This is a genomic window from Pseudonocardia oroxyli, assembly GCF_900102195.1.
Classification (GTDB): Bacteria; Actinomycetota; Actinomycetes; order Mycobacteriales; family Pseudonocardiaceae; genus Pseudonocardia; species Pseudonocardia oroxyli.
Genome location: NZ_FNBE01000009.1, coordinates 76,251 through 93,957, shown reverse-complemented (window position 1 = coordinate 93,957; position 17,707 = coordinate 76,251). Strand labels below are relative to the sequence as shown.

General features: G+C 73.7%; 16 protein-coding genes and 1 pseudogene. 9 read left to right on the top strand and 8 right to left on the bottom strand.

Annotated features, from left to right (window positions below):
- The first annotated feature begins 178 nt into the window (after positions 1-178).
- The 5 genes from BLS43_RS15150 (at position 179) to BLS43_RS15130 (ending at position 5,038) form a co-directional block, all read left to right on the top strand.
- Positions 179-1,081, top strand: a complete 903-nt coding sequence (locus BLS43_RS15150; RefSeq protein ID WP_093084583.1) for a hypothetical protein — start codon at positions 179-181, stop codon at positions 1,079-1,081.
- The gene (locus BLS43_RS15145; RefSeq protein ID WP_093084580.1) at positions 1,078-2,076 is read left to right on the top strand and encodes a hypothetical protein; all 999 of its coding nucleotides are present in this window, start codon (positions 1,078-1,080) and stop codon (positions 2,074-2,076) included. The genes BLS43_RS15150 and BLS43_RS15145 overlap by 4 nt, the downstream gene beginning before the upstream one ends.
- A 16-nt stretch (positions 2,077-2,092) precedes the next feature.
- Positions 2,093-2,950 (top strand): VldE C-terminal domain-containing protein, encoded by an 858-nt coding sequence (locus BLS43_RS15140; RefSeq protein WP_093084576.1) that lies wholly within the window; start codon positions 2,093-2,095, stop codon positions 2,948-2,950.
- A gap of 6 nt (positions 2,951-2,956) precedes the next feature.
- Positions 2,957-3,958: a glycoside hydrolase family 16 protein gene (locus tag BLS43_RS15135; protein WP_093084573.1), complete on the top strand. Its 1,002-nt coding sequence runs from the start codon at positions 2,957-2,959 to the stop codon at positions 3,956-3,958.
- Positions 3,959-4,150: 192 nt separating this feature from the next.
- Positions 4,151-5,038 carry a DMT family transporter gene (locus tag BLS43_RS15130; RefSeq protein ID WP_093084570.1) on the top strand — a complete coding sequence of 296 codons (888 nt, stop codon included), beginning with the start codon at positions 4,151-4,153 and terminating at the stop codon, positions 5,036-5,038.
- Positions 5,039-5,089: 51 nt separating this feature from the next.
- Here BLS43_RS15130 and BLS43_RS15125 read toward each other — a convergent pair whose 3' ends face one another.
- Positions 5,090-6,337 carry an MFS transporter gene (locus BLS43_RS15125; protein WP_093084567.1) on the bottom strand — a complete coding sequence of 416 codons (1,248 nt, stop codon included), beginning with the start codon at positions 6,335-6,337 and terminating at the stop codon, positions 5,090-5,092.
- Between the two features lie 38 nt (positions 6,338-6,375).
- Entirely contained in the window at positions 6,376-7,803 is a 1,428-nt protein-coding gene (locus BLS43_RS15120) for an NCS2 family permease (protein ID WP_093085035.1), read from the bottom strand.
- 61 nt (positions 7,804-7,864) lie between these two features.
- Between BLS43_RS15120 and BLS43_RS15115 the strand changes: the two genes are divergently transcribed.
- The gene (locus tag BLS43_RS15115) at positions 7,865-8,119 is read left to right on the top strand and encodes a DUF2530 domain-containing protein (RefSeq protein WP_093084564.1); all 255 of its coding nucleotides are present in this window, start codon (positions 7,865-7,867) and stop codon (positions 8,117-8,119) included.
- A 96-nt stretch (positions 8,120-8,215) separates the two neighbouring features.
- On the top strand, positions 8,216-8,953 hold the full coding sequence (locus BLS43_RS15110; protein ID WP_093084561.1) for an SDR family NAD(P)-dependent oxidoreductase: 738 nt from the start codon (positions 8,216-8,218) through the stop codon (positions 8,951-8,953).
- Here BLS43_RS15110 and BLS43_RS15105 read toward each other — a convergent pair.
- The 3 genes and pseudogenes from BLS43_RS15105 to BLS43_RS15095 all read right to left on the bottom strand — a co-directional run.
- Complete coding sequence (locus BLS43_RS15105; protein ID WP_093084558.1) at positions 8,950-9,165, bottom strand: hypothetical protein; 216 nt, start codon at positions 9,163-9,165, stop codon at positions 8,950-8,952. The two genes, BLS43_RS15110 and BLS43_RS15105, sit on opposite strands and share 4 nt — an antisense overlap.
- 17 nt (positions 9,166-9,182) lie before the next feature.
- Positions 9,183-10,340 (bottom strand): L,D-transpeptidase, encoded by a 1,158-nt coding sequence (locus tag BLS43_RS15100; protein ID WP_093085032.1) that lies wholly within the window; start codon positions 10,338-10,340, stop codon positions 9,183-9,185.
- A 133-nt stretch (positions 10,341-10,473) separates the two neighbouring features.
- A pseudogene (locus BLS43_RS15095) lies at positions 10,474-11,511 on the bottom strand (UDP-N-acetylmuramate dehydrogenase); the annotation flags it as partial.
- A 2-nt stretch (positions 11,512-11,513) separates the two neighbouring features.
- On the opposite strand from BLS43_RS15095, the gene BLS43_RS15090 reads away from it, so the two are divergent.
- Positions 11,514-12,005: a DUF2505 domain-containing protein gene (locus tag BLS43_RS15090; RefSeq protein ID WP_093084554.1), complete on the top strand. Its 492-nt coding sequence runs from the start codon at positions 11,514-11,516 to the stop codon at positions 12,003-12,005.
- Between the two features lie 184 nt (positions 12,006-12,189).
- Here the strand turns inward: BLS43_RS15090 and BLS43_RS15085 are convergent, their stop codons facing one another.
- A complete protein-coding gene (locus BLS43_RS15085) occupies positions 12,190-12,855 on the bottom strand; it encodes an MFS transporter (RefSeq protein WP_218129835.1) in 666 nt (221 codons plus the stop codon).
- A 68-nt stretch (positions 12,856-12,923) separates the two neighbouring features.
- Between BLS43_RS15085 and purU the strand changes: the two genes are divergently transcribed.
- Positions 12,924-13,805: a formyltetrahydrofolate deformylase gene (purU, locus tag BLS43_RS15080; RefSeq protein WP_218129834.1), complete on the top strand. Its 882-nt coding sequence runs from the start codon at positions 12,924-12,926 to the stop codon at positions 13,803-13,805.
- Between the two features lie 62 nt (positions 13,806-13,867).
- Here purU and BLS43_RS15075 read toward each other — a convergent pair whose 3' ends face one another.
- Positions 13,868-15,235, bottom strand: coding sequence for an FAD-binding oxidoreductase (locus BLS43_RS15075; RefSeq protein WP_093084550.1), 1,368 nt, complete (start codon positions 15,233-15,235; stop codon positions 13,868-13,870).
- A gap of 130 nt (positions 15,236-15,365) precedes the next feature.
- Entirely contained in the window at positions 15,366-17,666 is a 2,301-nt protein-coding gene (gene lon, locus BLS43_RS15070) for an endopeptidase La (RefSeq protein ID WP_093084547.1), read from the bottom strand.
- Positions 17,667-17,707: the final 41 nt, after the last annotated feature.

Genomic DNA, 17,707 nt, shown 5'->3' with positions numbered 1-17,707 from the left:
TGCGCGACCGGAGCAACGGCAGCTCGCGCATCCCGCCCGGCCACGGGACACCGCAGGAACGGCCGACCGCCGCGTTCGCGATCGTGAACGGGATCCCCCGAAACCGCCCGGACGCGGCGCCGGGTTCCTAGCGTGCCCCCTCGTCGTCGGCAGCCCGCCGGCGAGGGGAGGCAGCACCATGTCGGCGTTCCGGTTCTTCGGCAGGCCCGAGCCCGCCGAGCGCGAGATCGCGCCCGACAGCGCGACGGGCCACGCGCGCCCCGCCCGCCGCGCGGAGGACCTCCTGGCCCCGCCCCCGCAGGCGTGGGGCGGGCCTCCCCACGGAGCGGCCGGCGGGCCGGAGCCGTACCCGGAGACCAGGCCCCGTCCGGTGGACACGCACGGGTGGGCGGGTGCTCCGGTCGGCGGCGGGTGGTCCGCTGCGCCGGAGCCGTACCCGGAGGCCCGGCCCGGCCCGATGGACACCCACGGATGGGCTCCGGTCGGCGGCGGGTGGTCCGCTCCCACCGAGGCGCCCCGGTGGACGGACACCCCGGCGCAGGTGCAGGACGAGACCCCGTACTGCGCCTGCACGGTGCGCGAGGGCGACCCACACCCGGCGGAGGCCGCCGCGCTCGCGACCGCGTTCGCCGCCGACTACCTGTCCTGGGACGAGGACGACCCCGACCTGCGGGCCCACGTCCTCGGCGAGTACCTGGCCGCCCGCCGCCCCGTGCTGCTGGGGTGGTCCGGACAGGGCAGGCAGCGGGCGGACTTCGCGGTCCCCGGCGTGGTCCGCCCGGACGGCGACGGGCGCGTGCTGGTGGACGTCCGCGTCCGGGTCACGCCCTACCGCCGGGTCCCCGGCGGCAGGCCCCTCCCACCCGACGATCCGGACGAGGACGGCCCCACCGTGCCCGCCGCCGCCCCGGCGCCCGCGGCCCGCGGGTGGCGCGGACTGCCCGGCCGCTGGGTGCGGCTCAGCGTCGCGGTGCTCGCGGCGGGCGACCGGCTCGTCGTCGACGCCGAGGACGAGTCCGAGGACCCCTGGGTCGAGCCCGCGCCCGAGCTCGCCGACGACCTCCCCGAGGAGACCCTGTGAGCGGCTACCGACCGCCGATCGTCGCCGGGGTGTCCGGCGGGGTCGGCACCACGATCCTCGCGCTCGCGCTCCACGGGCGGGACGCGGGCACCGACACGGCGCAGGCCGACCTCCTGGTGTGCCGCAGCAGCGTCGAGTCGCTCGACCGGGCCGCCCGGATCGCCGACCTCGCCTGGCCGGGTCGCTACCCCGTCCTGCTCGTCACCCTCGACGGCACCGAACGGCGCCCGCCCGCGCGGCTCGCGCGGCTCCACGACCGCTGGACGGCGGTGGTTCCCGTCCCGCACGTCGCGCTGTGGCGGGAGCTGGCCGATCCCTACCGCGAGGCCGCGGGGCTGCTCGGGTCGCCGCGGGCGGACCTGCCCCGCCCGGTCCGGGCCCTGGCGGACGCGATCCGGCGCGCCGCCCGGGTCGTCGCGGAGTCGGGCCGGCTGTCGGGCCCGCCGACCGCGCCGACGGACCGACCCGCAGCGGAGGTCGTCCCCGCACCGACCGGGTTCGGCACGGGCCTGCCGCACGCCCCGTTCCCCGGGCCTGTCGCGGGGCCGCCGCCCGCCACCGGCCACTTCCCCGCCGCCGGGCCGATCCCCGGGCCGTTCCCCGCCACCGGGCCGATCCCTACCGCCGGGCCGATCCCTACCGCCGGGCCGTTCCCCGCTGCCGGGCTCGTGTCGGCCACCGGGTCGTTCCCCAGTCCGATGCCGCCCGGCCCGCCGCCGCGCTGGGCCCAGGCCGTCCCGCACGAGATCGGCACCGCCGCCGGATCGGCGCCACACGGCACCGCCGAGGACCGGCACGGGCTCGCGGTGCCACCCCACCCGCCGGCACCGAAGGCCCCGGTGCAACCCGACGAGCCCGGGCCGCTCCGACTCGTCCACACCCCTGTTGATTCCACTGTGGACTCCACAGGCTGTGGAGAACCCGAGCACCGGCTGCCCGAGCTCCACCCGGTCCGCGGGATCCGGGTGCTCGACGCGGGCGGGGTCGCCGGATGAGGGCCCGGCGGTAGCGGTGCGACTCCTGCTCGCCGCGGTCCTGACGGCCGGGGCCACCCTCACCGCGCCCCCGACCACGCCGGCGGCCGCGATCACCACGGTCACCACCCCACACCAGCCGGTCGTGGTCGTGCCCGCGCCGGCTCGCGCCCCCTTCCCGGAGCGGTGGAGTGCCCTGGCCTGCCCCGAGCTGGCGCCGAACGCGCCGGACGGGCGGGTCCGCCGCGTCGCGGCACGCACCGACGAGCCTGCTCCCCTCACGCAGCTCCGCCGGGCCTGCTCCCGGGTCCGCAGCGGGCTCGCCGCACTCGCGCGCACACCCGTCGCACCGGCCGTCGGGCCGGAGGCGCTGCGGCGCAGCGTGTCCGCGGCCGTCGAGCGGGCGGCGGCGACACCCTCGCCGCCGGCGCCGCCGGTGCCCTGGACCGGCGGGGCGTCCGGCTGCGCCGTGCCGGATCCGACCGGCGGCGGAGGTTGTGTCACCGAGGCGACGCGGCACGGGCTCGCCGCGGTCGAGGCCGCGTTCGGCCCCCTCGCCGCCGGGCCGACCGTCCGGTCCGCGAGCTGCTGGGACGAACACGCCTGGAACCCCACCAGCGACCACCCGCGCGGTCGGGCCTGCGACCTCTTCCCCGGCACCGCGGGCGCGTTCCCCTCCGACGCCGAACAGGCGGCCGGCTGGCGGGTCGCGGACTACCTGCGCGCCCACGCCGACGCGCTCGACGTCTCGTACCTGATCTGGCAGGGCCGCTACTGGGATCCGTCGGTCCGCGACGGCGACGGCTGGGGCAGGCCGTACTCCAGCACGGTCTACGACACCGCGGACGTCACCAGCGGCCATTACGACCACGTCCACGTGAGCTTCGCCGAGTGAGGTCCGATGCTTGAGCTCCCCCCGCAGCTCGTCCGGTTGCTGGTCACCGGCCTGACCACCCTCATCGGGTTCCTCTCGCCGACGCCCGCCGAGACCGTCGCGCCCCTCGTGCCCGTCGTCCGGACCGCGGCCGAACGGGCGGAGAGCGGCGGTGAGCGGGTCCGCCGGATCCCCGCCCCACCCCGCCGCGGCGCGGACGCGCGGTCGGGTAGGAACACCACGGTGATCCCCGACGACGACGCACCCACCGGAGGCGCGGGCGAGGCGACCCGACCCGATCGCGAACGCGGGAGGCCTGCGGACACCGAGCCGCGCACGGGCCGGACCGGCACCGGGACGACCGGCGGGAGCCGTGCGAGCGGCGGGTCCGGCGCCGGCGACCCCACCGCCGCGGCGACGCACGGCTGGGGCACCCCGACCCGGGTGGACGAGTTCGACGGCGGCGTCGGTGGGGACTGGGGGATCTACGACGGCTCCGGCCACGACGGCAACGGCCGCCGCTCCCCCAGCGCGATCTCCGTGGCCGACGGGATCATGACGATCACCGGCACCCCCGACGGCACCACCGGCGGCATGGCGTGGAACCCCGGCCGCATGTACGGCCGCTGGGAGGCCCGCGTCCGCTCCCCCGCGGGCGACCCCGACTACCACTCCGTGCTGCTGCTCTGGCCGGACGCGGAGAACTGGCCGGTGGGCGGCGAGGTGGACTTCATGGAGATCTCGGACGCCTCGCGGCAGAACGTCGAGATGTTCCTGCACTACGGCGCGGACAACTCGCAGGTGCAGGGGGACGTGGACATCGATGCCACCGAATGGCACACCTGGGCGGTCGAGTGGACGCCCGACCACATCGCGGCGTTCGTCGACGGCGAGGAGTGGTGGCGCACCGACGACACCGGGATCCTGCCGCCCGGGCCGATGCACCTGACGATCCAGCTCGACAACTTCGGCGGCCCCGGCCGGGAGACGCAGATGCACGTGGACTGGGTCAGGGAGTACGACGTGTGAGAGGAGCGTGCGGAACGCACCATCGACGCCCGAAGGGCCCCGGCCGATGCGGCCGGGGCCCTTCGTTCCCGAACTGACGCGCCGCTCCCACCACGAAGCGACGTGACTGAAGTTAGCCTACCCTCATCTTCGCCGCAAGACCCGGACCGAAATCCGCGCGAGATCCGTCCGTCCACGCTCTACCGTCCGCGTGTGAACGACTCCCGCCGCGCGCTCGCGGCCGTCGCGGTGACCGTCCTCGCGTGGGCGAGCGCGTTCGTCGGCATCCGGTTCGTCGGGCGCGCCTACGACCCGGGCTCGCTCGCCCTGGGCCGCCTGCTCGTCGGCACCCTGGCGCTCGGCGCGATGCAGCTGGCCCGGGGCCGCTGGGTGCGTCCGACCGGGCGGGAGTGGGGACTGCTCGTGCTCTGCGGCGTGGCCTGGTTCGCGGTGTACAACCTGGCGCTCAACGCCGCGGAGCAGCGGGTCGACGCGGGGACCACGGCGATGCTGGTCAACATCGGCCCGATCCTGATCGCCCTGTTCGCGGGCCTGCTGCTCGGCGAGGGCTTCCCGCGGCCGCTGCTGGTGGGCGCGGCGGTCGCGTTCGGTGGCGTTCTGGTGATCGGCGCGGCCACCGCGACGGGCGAGCAGACCGACCTGCTCGGCGCCGCGCTCTGCATGGTCGCCGCGGTGACCTACGCCGTCGGCGTGCTCGCCCAGAAACCCACGCTGCGCAGGATCCCCGCCCTGCAGGTCACCTTCCTCGCCTGTGCGATCGGGACGGTGGGCTGTCTGCCGTTCGCGCCGGCGCTGGTCACGGACCTCGCGAGCGCGCCGGTGTCCGCCACCGCGGCGTTGGTCTACCTCGGGCTCGTGCCGACGGCGCTCGCGTTCAGCACCTGGGCCTACGCCCTGTCCCGGATGGACGCGGGCCGCCTCGGCGTGACCACCTACCTCGTGCCGCCGATCACCGTGGCGATGGCGGCGGTCCTGCTGGCCGAGGCGCCGCCCGTGCTCGCCCTCGCCGGCGGCGCGTTGTGCCTGGTCGGCGTGGCCCTGACGCGGATCAGGCCCCGCGACCGGAGCCGCGGGGCCTGACCTCTTCCCGAACTGACGCGCCGCTCCCACCACGAAGCGACACGAGTGAAGTTAGCCTAACCTCACTTGCTCGTCAACCCCGCGTCGCCACTGCTGTCGCCAGCCACCCTCGCCGCGACGCGCGAGCACCACCGCGACGGCCAGGACGGACAGGACCGTCACCACCCCGCCGACGATCAGCGGGGAGCGACCGCCGAAGTGCTCGGCCACCACGCCGAGCACGGGGGCGCCCAGCGGCGTACCCCCCAGCAGCAGGAGCATGTAGATGCCCATGACCCGCCCACGCACGGTCGGGTCGACGGAGAGCTGGACCGCGGAGTTCGCGGACGTCGTGAAGAGCAGCGCGGCCAGCCCGACGGGGACGAGCGCGAGCCCCGCGGTCAGGTAGGTCGGCATGGACCCGGCCACCACGAGCAGCACCCCGAACACCACGCCCGACCCGGCGACCATGCGCAGCCGCGGCTTGGTTGTGCGTCGCGCGGCGAACGTGGCGCCGAGGACGGACCCGACCGCCAGCAGCGTGGTGAGCAGGCCGTAGCCCTGGGCGTCCCGACCGAAGACGTTGCGGGCCAGCAGGGCGATGGTCATGAAGAAGTTGATCCCGAACGTCGAGACCAGGAACACGAGCACCATGATCGCGACGAGGTCCGGACGCGCGCGGACGTAGGCCAGCCCGTCGCGCAGCTGGCCGGGCGCGCGCGGCACCCGCTCGCTGCGGTAGAGCCGCTCGGGCCGCATCAGCAGCAGGCCGGAGATCACGCCGACGAAGCTCGCCGCGTTGATCAGGAAGACCCACCCGGTCCCGACCGCGACGATGAGCGCCCCCGCCACGGCGGGCCCGATGATCCGCGCCAGGTTGAAGACCATCGAGTTCAGCGCGACGGCGTTGACGACCTGCCCCGGCCCCACCATCTCGCTGACGAACGACTGCCGCATCGGGGTGTCGAACGCGGAGAAGCAGCCCAGCAGCAGGCACAGCAGGTAGACGTGCCACAGCTGGACGACGCCGGTGAGGACCACCGTGCCCAGCGCCACCGCGCAGAGCCCCATCGCCGCCTGGACGACGACCAGCACGATCCGCTTGTCCACCCGGTCGGCCAGCACACCGCCCCACAACGTGAGGAACAGCATGGGGGTGAACTGCAGCGCGGCCGCGATCCCCAGCGCCGTCGCGCTCCCGCCCGTCAGGTCCAGGACCAGCCAGTCCTGGGCGATGCGCTGCATCCAGGTGCCGACGTTCGACACGATCTGACCGGACAGGAACAGGCGGTAGTTCGGGACGCGCAGCGAGACGAACATGCCTGCTCGAGTCTCGACTGCCGTCACATTTGATTAGCTTACAGCAATGACCTGAGGGGTCCGATGGCGAAGTAGCCCACGAACGCCACGGCGACGACCCACATCAGCGGGTGCACCTGCCGGGCCCGGCCCGTGGTCGCCGAGAGCAGCACGTAGCTGATGAACCCCGCGCCGATGCCGTTGGCGATGGAGTAGGTGAACGGCATGACCACGACGGCGAGGAACGCCGGCAGCGCCGTGCGCAGATCGGTCAGGTCGATGCCGCTGACCTGCCGGAACATCATCGCGCCGACGATCACCAGGGCGGGCGCGGCGGCCTCGACCGGCACGATCGCGTAGAGCGGTGTGAAGAACATGGCGAGCAGGAACAGCACGCCGGTCACGACGTTCGCGAGACCGGTCCGCGCCCCCTCGCCGATCCCGGAGGCGGACTCCACGAACACCGTGTTCGACGAGCTCGACCCCAGACCCCCCGCCACCGCACCCGCGCCCTCGACGACGAGGGCCCTGCCGATGCCCGGCAGCGTGCCGTTCTCGTCCGCGAGCCCCGCCTGCCGGCCGAGCCCGGTCATGGTGCCCATGGCGTCGAAGAAGTTCGCCAGCACCAGCGTGAAGATCAGCAGTGCGACGGTGAGGACGTCGAGCCGGGAGAACGCCCCGAACGACACCTGCCCGACGAGCGAGAGGTCCGGCAGCCCGACGATGCGGTCCGGCAGGGCGGGCACCGACAGCGACCAGCCCTTCGGGTTCGTCGCCGACGAGCCCACCTGCACGATCGCCTCGACGACGATCGCCACGACCGTCGTGGCGGCCACGCCGATCAGCAGGCCCGCCCGCACCCCCTTCACCACCAGCACGCCGGTGAGCAGCAGGCCGAAGACGAACACCGCCGTCGGCCAGGAGGCGATCGACCCGCCGATGCCCAGGCCGACGGGCACGGTGGTGTTCGCGGCGTCCGGCAGCCTGCGGACGAAGCCGGAGTCCACCAGGCCGATCAGCGCGATGAACGCCCCGATGCCGACGGCGATGGCGGCCTTGAGCGAGGCGGGCACGGCGTTGAACACCGCCGTGCGGAACCCGGTGACGGCGAGCAGGACGATGACCAGGCCGTCGATCACGACCAGGCCCATGGCCTCCGGCCAGGTCATGAGCGGCGCGATCGTCACCGCGAGCAGCGTGTTGATGCCCAGACCGGTGGCGATGGCGAACGGCAGGTTGGCGATGAGCCCGAACAGGATCGTCATGACGCCCGCGACGAGCGCCGTCACGGCCGCCACCTGCGAGATCGGCAGGATCGCACCGAGGACGTCGGTCTTGGCCCCGGGATCGGTCGGCGCGAGGCTGCCGAGGATGAGGGGGTTGAGGACGATGATGTAGGACATCGTCACGAAGGTGACGAGTCCGCCGCGCAGCTCCCGGGGAACCGTGGACTCCCGCTGCGACACCGAGAAGAGCCGCTCGATCACCGGCACACCGTAGGGGCAATCCCCAGCGCGTGCTCAGGTCGTCACCGGTACGGTTCGCGGCATGGTCGACCCGCCCGCGCTGCCCCGCGGCACCACCGACGTCACGTTGGTGGTCGCGATCGGCACGCTGGCCTGGGTCACCGGGGCCGCCGTGCTGTTCCTCGCCCACGTGGTCGGCGGCCGCCCGCTGGACGTCTGGTTCACCACCTGCGTGGTCGGCGCGGGCCTGGGCGCCCTGGGCTTCGGGGTGTTCCGCTGGCAGCGCGCGGCGGCCCGCCGCGGCGCCCGCGGCGCCCAACGCGGCCTCGAGGACTGACCCGCCCGTCTCATCCCGCGCGGCGAGCGGCGCGTTCGCTCACACCTGCTGAGCGAACGCACCGTTCGCCGGGTGGGGGCGGCATAGGGTTGGGGCATGACCGCACGTCCCACCGCCGTCGTCACCGGGGCCAGCTCCGGCATCGGCGCCGCCACCGCCCGCGCCCTGGCCGCCGCCGGGTTCCACGTCGTCCTCGGGGCCCGCCGGGTGGACCGGCTGACCGCCATCGCCAAGGAGATCGACGGGACCGCGCTGCCCCTCGACGTGACCGACAAGGCGTCGGTCGCCGCCTTCGTCGAGGCGGTCCCGGAGTGTCGGCTGCTCGTCAACAACGCCGGCGGCGCGAAGGGGCTCGAGCCGGTCGAGGAGGCCGACGAGGCCAATTGGATCTGGATGTACGAGGTCAACGTGCTCGGCACGCTGCGCCTGGTCCAGGGCCTGCTGCCGACGCTGCGCGCCTCCGGGGACGGTCACATCGTCACCGTGACCTCGATCGCCGCGCTGCAGTCCTACGACAAGGGCGCCGGCTACACCGGGGCCAAGCACGCCCAGGCGATGCTGCACCGCACCCTGCGCGGGGAGCTGCTGGGCGAGCCGATCCGGCTCACCGAGGTCGCGCCGGGCATGGTCGAGACGGAGTTCTCCCTGGTCCGCTTCGGGGGCGACCAGGAGAAGGCGGACAACGTCTACCGCGGGCTCACCCCGCTCACCGCGGAGGACGTCGCGGACGTCATCGCCTTCGCCGCCACCCGGCCCAGCCACGTCAACCTGGACCAGATCGTGCTCAAGCCCAGGGCCCAAGCGGACGCGATGCGCGCCCACCGGGACGCTTAGACCCCTTCGTCGGACGCGCGGTTCTCCTCCGCGGCGTCGGCAGGGGCGTTGCCGTCGAGGGCTCCGGCGATGCGCTCCTCCGACTCCTCCAGGATCTGCTCGGCCTCGTCGCGGCGGTCGGTGACGTCCCCCGCGGCGCGCTCCTCCGGGAGCGGCTCGGCGCGGGTCTCGGCGCGCTCGGCGGGGATCTCGTTGACGGACGGATCGGTCATGCCCTCGGCCTACCCCGTCAGAGCGCGGACAACTCCTGCCACTGGGCCCAGCTCAGGGTCCAGTCCCACACGTCCCCGTCCCGCGCGGAGAGCTGCACCGGGGTGCCGGTGACCTCGACGGGGTCGCCGTAGAGGGCGGTGTCGTAGTAGGCGCGGGCGTTCTCGGTGGACAGGTTGATGCAGCCGTGGGTCACGTTCGACGAGCCCTGCGCACCCGCCGAGGCGGGGTTGGCGTGGATGAACTCGCCGTTGTTGCTCATCCGCACGGCCCACTTCTCCATGACGTCGTAGCCGTACTGTTGGCTGGTCATGCGCTTGTCGGTGAACTTCTCCGTGACCACGTGCACCCCGGAGCGGGTGTTGCGGTCCGGGTCCGACGCGAGGCCGTAGCTGGCCGGGTAGTCCGCGACCTGCTGCCCGTCGCGCTCGACGACCATCCGGAACGACTGCGCGTCCGCCTTCACGATCTGCGCGCGGCCGATCTCGAAGTCGCTGGTCACGTCCGCGGCGCCGTACCGGCCGCCGCCGTAGGAGACGCCGTAGAGCTTCGCCCCGACGTGGACCTTCGTGTACGCGGGCCAGTACTCCTTGGGCCGCCAGTGCACGCGCGAACCGCCCGCCTCGTCCGGCAGCCAGCCCCAGGCGCCCTCGACCGGGACCGAGGTCTCCACCGTGAGCGCCCGCTCGACGGCCGCCCGGTCCTCCACGTGGGCGTTGAACTGGATCTCGATCGGCGCGGCGACGCCGACGGTGCGCCCGTCCCCGATGTTGAGCACACCGCGGACGACCTTCGCGGGCGCCAGGGTGTGGAAGCCGCCCGCCAGCGGGACGGCCACGCCGTCCGCACCGACGGCGGTGCCGGTCCAGGTGTACTGCGCGTCGTACCCCAGCGGCTCGGTGGTGCTCCAGGTGTTCCCGGTCAGGGTGCCCGCGACCGGCTCACCCTTCGCGTTCACCAGGGACACCTGCGCGAAGGTGCCGTCGCTCACCGTGACGGTGGCGGGCGCGGTGGGGGCGACGTCGGTCGCGCCCGGACCCGGCGCGTAGGCCACCGTGGCGGACTTCGCGAGCAGGGTCGGCAGACCCGGGCCCCCGCGGCCCGCGGCCGTGGCCGCCGTGACCACCCCGACGGTCCCGACCAGGATCACGGCCAGGACCAGCAACAACCGCCTCATCACACTCCCCCGCTGCGGACAGTTCCCCGAATGGACGGACGTGTGAACGTCTGTCGGGTTGCGTCCCGAAAGGGAGGTTACGCGCCACCACCGACAGCGACGACGCGCGCCACGATCGTGTGATAGTGCCCCACTACAGCCGGCACCCGACCAGCACCGGCTCCGGCTCGAGCGTGATGCCGAACCGGTCCCGCACCCCGTCCCGCACCGTGCGGGCCAGGGCCAACAGGTCCGCGGTGCGGCCTTCCCCGCGGTTGGTCAGGGCGAGGACGTGCCGGGTGGACAGGGCGACCCGCCCGCCCGGGCCGGGATGCCCGGGGGCGAAGCCGGAGTGCTGGATGAGCCACGCGGCGGGCAGCTTGACCCGGCCGTCGACGGGCCAGCGCGGCATCTCGGGGTCCGGTGCCTCGTCGACGACGGGGTTGGTGAAGAAGGACCCGACGCTCCAGGTGTCGTGGTCGGCGGCGTCGAGCACCATGCCCTTGCCGCGGCGCAGGTCGAGGACCGCCTCGCGGGCGACCGCGGCCGGGACCGTGGTGCCGGGGTCCACCCCCAGCGTGCGGGCCAGCTCGGCGTAGGCGATCGGCATGCTCGCGCCGCCGCCGGGCAGGACGAACCGGACCCGCAGGACGACGCCCGCGTCGGTCCCCTTGAGCGTGCTCGTCCGGTAGCCCAGGCCGAGGTCCGCGGCGGGGACGCGGGAGACGGTGGCGGTCGCGCGGTCGTAGAGGTCGACGGACTCGAGGAGCGTGGCGACCTCGACGCCGTACGCCCCGACGTTCTGCACCGGGGTGGCGCCGGTGCGGCCGGGGATCCCGGACAGGCACTCCAGCCCGCCGAGCCCGTCCGCGACGGTCGCGGCGACGACGTCGTCCCAGTTCTCGCCCGCCTCCACGGTGAGCAGCACCGAGCCGTCCGACCGGCGGTCGGTCACGATGCCGGTCGACGCCACCCGGACCACCGTGCCCTCGAAGCCGGAGTCCGCGACGACGACGTTCGACCCGCCGCCGAGCACCAGGACCGGCTCCCCCGCGGCGTCCGCCTTGTGGACCTCCTGGACCACGGCCGCCGCGTCGGTGGCCTCGACCAGGCGGCCTGCGGGTCCGCCGAGACGGAGGGTGGTCAGGTCGGAGAGCGACTGCACGCGCCCGACGGTAGCGGTAGCCTCCGCGCGTGCCCCGCTCGACCGAGTTCCGCGCCACCAGCAGCCATCCCGTCGACGCGGTGTACGCCGCCATGATCGACGAGCAGATCCTCAGCGACCGGCTCGCCCGCATGGGCGGCCCCGGGGCCGGGATCCTCGAGTACACCTCCGACGGTGAGAACGCGAGGTACCGCGTCAAGCACGGGATCGACGCGAAGGACCTCCCGGGCGTCGTGAAGACGGTGGTGGGGAACGACGGCATCCAGATCGAGCGGGACGAGACCTGGACGAAGGTCGGGGACCACTACGAGGGCACGGTGGCGGTGGCGCTGCCGGGGCTGCCCGCGCAGGCCTCCGGGGTGATGCGGCTGTCCCCGAGGCCCGAGGGCTCGGAGCTGGTCGTGACCGTGGACGTCGCGGTGAAGGTGCCGATCATCGGCGGGAAGATCGAGGAGACCGTCGGGCAGCAGATCGTGCGGCTGCTGGAGATGGAGACCGGCTACACCCTCAGCCGGCTCTGACGCCGCGCCGCCCCGGCCCAGAGCAGGAACCCGAGCGTCGGGAACGCCGCCCCGACGATGCTCACGCCGAGCCAGCCGTGGCTCGCGTAGACCGCGCTCGACAGCCCGCTGCCCAGCGCCCGCCGAGGAAGTAGCTGGTCATGTAGGCGGTGTTCAGCCTGCTGCGGGCCTCGGGGTGCAGCGCCTAGATCGACGCGTAGCCGCACGCCCCGACCGCCATCCGGAAGCGCAGCACCGGCTCCTCGCGGATCAGCGTGAGCACCGAGCCCAGCAGCTTCGGGTACCGCAGGTCGGTGGCGGGCTGGAGCACGGGCAGGGTCCGCCACAGGGCCAGCGCCGAGACCGCCGTGAGCACCGCACCCAGCACGAAGACCCCGCGCCAGCCGACGAGCTCGGCCACCACCCCGGCGACCACCCGCGACACCAGGATGCCGATCAGCAGCCCGCTCATCACGGTGCTGACGGTCTTGCCCTGCTCACCCGGCCTGGCGATCGTCGCGGCGAAGGGCACGAGGATCTGGGCGGCGACCGTCGTCAGGCCGACGACGCCCGCCGCGGCGGCCGGCAGCGGGAGGGTGGGCGAGAGGGCCACCCCGACCAGTCCGAGGACCGTCACCCCCAGCAGGGTGACGACCAGGCGCCGCCGTTCCAGCAGGTCACCGAGGGGCACGAGGGTGGCCAGGCCCAGGGCGTAGGACAGCTGGATCAGGGTGAGGACCGCCCCGATCGCCGAGGACGGCACCCCGAAGTGCGCGCTCAGCTCGGCATCGAGGGGCTGGGCGTAGTAGTTGTTCGCGATGATCGCACCGGTGGCGAACGTCATGGCGGCGACGGCGGACGTACGGCTCACCGGCCCACCCTGCGCCCGCACGCCCGGCTGCGCATCGGCTGCGCACTGTGATCTGCGACGATCGTGCCGTGGAGCTCGACCGCCGGTACGTCATCACCTTCAGCTGCCCCGACCGCACGGGCATCGTCGCGCGGATCTCCGGGTTCCTCGCCGAGCTGGGCGGCTGGATCGTCGAGGCGGCCTACCACGCGGGCGACAACTGGTTCTTCACCCGCCAGGCCGTGCGGGCGGACTCACTGCCCTTCGGGGTCGACGAGCTGCGGGCCCGGTTCGCCGCGGTCGCCGACGAGTTCGGGCCGGAGGCCACCTGGCAGGTCACGGACACCGGCGTCCCGAAGCACGCCGTGCTGTTGGTGACCCGCGAGCCGCACTGCCTGCACGACCTCCTGGGCCGCATCTCCGCGGGCGAGCTGCCGGTGACGCTGGACGCGGTGATCGGCAACCACGAGGACCTGGCAGGACTGGTCGAGGCGCACGGGGTGCCGTTCCACCACGTGCCGTTCCCCGGCCCCCGCGACCCCAAGAAGGAGCAGGGCAAGGTGGCGTCCTTCGAGAAGGTGCGCCAGATCGTCGACTCCTTCTCCCCGGACGCCATCGTGCTCGCCCGGTTCATGCAGATCCTGCCCGCGCACCTGTGCGAGGAGTGGGCGGGCCGGGCGATCAACATCCACCACAGCTTCCTGCCCTCGTTCATGGGCGCGCGGCCGTACCACCAGGCGCACCAGCGGGGCGTCAAGCTGATCGGCGCGACCTGCCACTACGCCACCGCGGACCTCGACGCGGGCCCGATCATCGAGCAGGACGTCATCCGGGTGGACCACGGCGACACGGTGCCGGACATGGTCCGCCGGGGCCGGGACATCGAGCGCCTCGTGCTCGCCCGCGGCCTGCGCTGGCACCTGGAGGACCGGGTCCTGGTGCACGGCAACAAGACCGTCGTCTTCCGCTGACCCGCGGCTCCGCCGCCCGTGCGTGGTGAGTGGTGCTGGGGCACCACTCACCACGCACGACCTCAGGCGGGCGCGATGTTCGCGTTGACGTGCAGGAGGTTCTCGGGGTCGTACTGCGCCTTGACCCGGCGCAGGCGGTCGAGCTTGCCGGCGTAGACGTCGTCGACCAGGGCGTTCTCCAGGTCGCCCACGAGGTTCACGTAGCCGCCGGCGTTCGTCGCGTACGGGCGCAGGGCGGCCCAGGTACCGCGCGCCCAGTCCCGCTCGGCGGCGTCCTGCGCGGGATCCGGGTCGATCCCCTCGATCGCGACGGCCAGGCCGGTCCGCGGGCCACCGAAGGCGGTCGCGGCGTCCGGGACCGCGGAGATGGCCTGGTCCAGGCGGAACGCCAACAGCTGTGCCGTGGGCGAGCGGCGGCCGGTCCACTCGGCGAGGACCGCGGCGACGTCCGGGGTGATCGCGTCGAGGTAGAGGCCCTTGGTGTAGTCCCGGGTGCCGTGCAGGGCGGCGGCGTCCAGCATCTGCTGCAGGGCGACGTAGGGCAGCGGTGCCTCGGCGGCGAACAGCGGGGCCGTGCGCTCGGCCGCGGCCTTCACCGCGGCGGCGTGCTCCGCCGGGTCGCCGAAGCCGGCGAGCACCAGGGCGACGCCGGCCGCGAAGTGGTGCTGGGCCGGCACGAACGGGGCGGGTGGCGCGGCGGCACAGGCGATGCCGCCGGAGACCGACGCGGGCCACTCGCGCATCAGCTCGTCGTAGGCCTGCAGGGCCGCGGCAGCCCGCGCCTGCTCCACGAACACCATCCCGAACTGGATCACCGGCCCCACCGGGTGCAGCCGGAACTCGAACTCGGTCACGACCCCGAAGTTCCCGCCGCCACCGCGCAGCCCCCAGAACAGCTCCGGGTTCTCCGCGTCGCTCGCCCGCACCACCCGGCCGTCGGGCAGGACGACCTCGCAGGAGAGCAGGTTGTCGATGGTGAGCCCGTACAGCCGGGAGAGCCAGCCCCAGCCGCCGCCGAGCGTCAGCCCGCCGATGCCGGTGTTGCTCACCGTGCCCGCCGGCACCGCGAGACCGTGGGCCTGGGTGGCGGCGTCGAGATCGGCGAGCAGGGTGCCGCCGCCGCAGCGCACGGTGCGCTCGACCGGGTCGACCTCGACGGTGTTCAGGGCTGCGAGGTCCAGCAGCAGGAACCCCGGCTCCAGCCGCGCCGTCCAGACGCCGTGGCCGCCACCGCGCACCGCCACCTCCAGGCCGGCCGAGCGGGCGAACGCCAGCGCCGCGGCGACGTCGTGCGGCCCGGTGCACCGGGCGATGAGGCCGGGCCGGTGGTCGATCAGCCCGTTCCACATCGACCGGGCCTCGTCGTAGCCCGGGTCCGTGGGCAGGAGGACCGGGCCGGTCATCCCGGTGATCGGTGCGGTGCTGGTCATGGGTGCCTCCCCCGTCGGTTGCGGGAGAGGCTGCTCCGGTCGGCGCCGATACCGCTGTACGTAGTTCCCGCCCCCGAACAGCTCTGAGTGGCGATGGTCGCCATGGCGACCATCGCCACTCACGGGGTGCTCAGGCCGAGACGGTCGAGTCCGCAGACTCCAGGGCCAGCGCGAGGACGTCGGCGACGTCCGCGACCGGGTGCACCCGCAGCTCCGCGAGGACCGACTCCGGCAGATCGTCCAGGTCGGGCTCGTTGCGCTTCGGGATGATCACGTCGGTCAGGCCCGCGCGGTGGGCGGCCAGCAGCTTCTGCTTGACCCCGCCGATCGGCAGGACCTTGCCCTGCAGGGTGACCTCACCGGTCATGCCGACCGACGACTTCACCGGGCGTCCCGACGCCAGCGACGCGAGCGCCGTGGTCATCGTGACGCCTGCCGACGGGCCGTCCTTCGGGACCGCGCCCGCGGGGACGTGCACGTGCAGCTTCTTCGACGCCAGGTCGCCCGCCAGACCCTTGCTGCGCAGGTACGACAGGGCGATGGAGACGGACTCCTTCATGACGTCGCCGAGCTGGCCGGTGAGCGTCAGGCCGGGGTCGCCGTCCATGGCGGTGGCCTCGATGAACAGGACGTCTCCGCCCGCTCCCGTGACCGCCAGGCCCGTCGCCACACCGGGGACGGAGGTCCGCTCCGCGGACTCCGGCGTGAACTTCGGCCGGCCCAGGTAGGTGACCAGGGTGTTGGCGTCGACGTGGATCGGCGTCTGCTCCCCGGTGTCGATCGCGACGGCGGCCTTGCGCAGGACCTTCGCCAGGCCCCGCTCCAGCTGCCGCACGCCCGCCTCGCGGGTGTACTCGGCGGCGATCATGCCGAGCGCGACGTCCGAGAACTCCACGTCCGTGGGCTCCAGGCCCGCCTTGACGAGCTGCCGCGGCAGCAGGTGGTCGCGCGCGATGGCGACCTTCTCCGCCTCGGTGTAGCCGTCCAGCGTCACGACCTCCATGCGGTCCAGCAGCGGGCCGGGGATGGTGTCGTAGGCGTTCGCGGTGGCGAGGAACAGGACGTTGGACAGGTCCAGGTCCACCTCGAGGTAGTGGTCGCGGAACGTGTGGTTCTGCGCCGGGTCGAGCACCTCGAGCAGGGCCGCGGACGGGTCGCCGCGGTAGTCGCTGCCGACCTTGTCGATCTCGTCGAGCAGGACGACGGGGTTCATCGTCCCGGCCTCGCGGATCGCACGGACGATGCGGCCGGGCAGCGCGCCGACGTAGGTGCGCCGGTGGCCGCGGATCTCCGCCTCGTCCCGCACGCCGCCGAGGGCGACGCGGACGAACTTGCGACCGAGCGCGCGGGCCACGGACTCGCCCAGGGACGTCTTGCCGACGCCGGGCGGGCCGACCAGCGCGAGCACGGCACCGGAGCCACGACCGCCGACGTTCTCCACGCCCTTGCGGTTCAGCCTGCTCCGGACGGCTAGGAACTCGATCAGCCGCTCCTTGACGTCGTCGAGTCCGGCGTGGTCGCTGTCCAGGATCCGGCGGGCCTCCACCAGGTCGTCGGTGTCGACGGTGGTGGACTTCCACGGGATGTCCAGGATCGTGTCGAGCCAGGTCCGGATCCAGCCGGACTCCGGGCTCTGGTCGCTCGCGCGCTCCAGCTTGCCGACCTCGGTCAGCGCGGCCTTGCGCACGTCCTCGGGCAGGTCGGCGGCCTCGACCCGGGCGCGGTAGTCGTTCTCGCCCTCGGGGTCGTCGTCGCCGAGCTCCTTGCGGATCGCGGCCAGCTGCTGGCGCAGCAGGAACTCGCGCTGCTGCTTCTCCATGCCCTCGCGGACGTCACCGGCGATCTTCTCGGTGACCTCCTGCTCGGCCAGGTGCTCCTTCGTCCACTCCAGGAGCAGCTCGAGCCGACGGGTCACGTCGGTCTCGTTCAGCAGCTGCGACTTGTGCTCCAGGTCGAGCCACTGGTTCCAGCCGGCCGTGTCGGCCAGCTCGGACGGGTCCGTGATCTGCTGGACGCCGTCGATGATCTGCCAGGCGCCCCGCTGCTGCAGCATGGAGACGACCAGCGCCTTGTACTCCTTGGCCAGCTCCTGGGTCCGGCCGGTGACGGGGGACTCCGCCACCGTCTCGGCCTCGACCCACAGGGCCGAGCCGGGCCCGGTCACACCGGAGCCGATGCGCGCCCGCGTCTCACCGCGGACGACCGCGGCACGCTCACCACTCGGGAGCCTGCCGATCTGTTCGAGGACCGCGACCACACCGATCGCGGCGTACTTGCCGTCCAGACGGGGGACGACGAGGACCTGCTTGCCTTCAGCGGCACCGACCGCTGCCTGAACCTCCGGCGCGTCGAGCCGGACGGGCACCACCATGCCGGGCAGCACCACCGAGTCGGTCAGCGGAAGCACCGGCAGCTTCAGCGTCTGTGTCATGTCCTGCCCAACGCTTACACCGCAAGCCTCATTCCAGCGCT

Excerpts from the sequence above, each read along its gene's own strand:
- BLS43_RS15100 (WP_093085032.1), bottom strand. The coding sequence starts at position 10,340 with ATGAGGCGGTTGTTGCTGGTCCTGGCCGTGATCCTGGTCGGGACCGTC.
- BLS43_RS15105 (WP_093084558.1), bottom strand. The coding sequence starts at position 9,165 with ATGACCGATCCGTCCGTCAACGAGATCCCCGCCGAGCGCGCCGAGACC.
- BLS43_RS15125 (WP_093084567.1), bottom strand. The coding sequence starts at position 6,337 with ATGTTCGTCTCGCTGCGCGTCCCGAACTACCGCCTGTTCCTGTCCGGT.
- BLS43_RS15150 (WP_093084583.1), top strand. The coding sequence starts at position 179 with ATGTCGGCGTTCCGGTTCTTCGGCAGGCCCGAGCCCGCCGAGCGCGAG.
- BLS43_RS15075 (WP_093084550.1), bottom strand. The coding sequence starts at position 15,235 with ATGACCAGCACCGCACCGATCACCGGGATGACCGGCCCGGTCCTCCTG.
- BLS43_RS15110 (WP_093084561.1), top strand. The coding sequence starts at position 8,216 with ATGACCGCACGTCCCACCGCCGTCGTCACCGGGGCCAGCTCCGGCATC.
- lon (WP_093084547.1), bottom strand. The coding sequence starts at position 17,666 with ATGACACAGACGCTGAAGCTGCCGGTGCTTCCGCTGACCGACTCGGTG.
- BLS43_RS15115 (WP_093084564.1), top strand. The coding sequence starts at position 7,865 with ATGGTCGACCCGCCCGCGCTGCCCCGCGGCACCACCGACGTCACGTTG.
- BLS43_RS15135 (WP_093084573.1), top strand. The coding sequence starts at position 2,957 with ATGCTTGAGCTCCCCCCGCAGCTCGTCCGGTTGCTGGTCACCGGCCTG.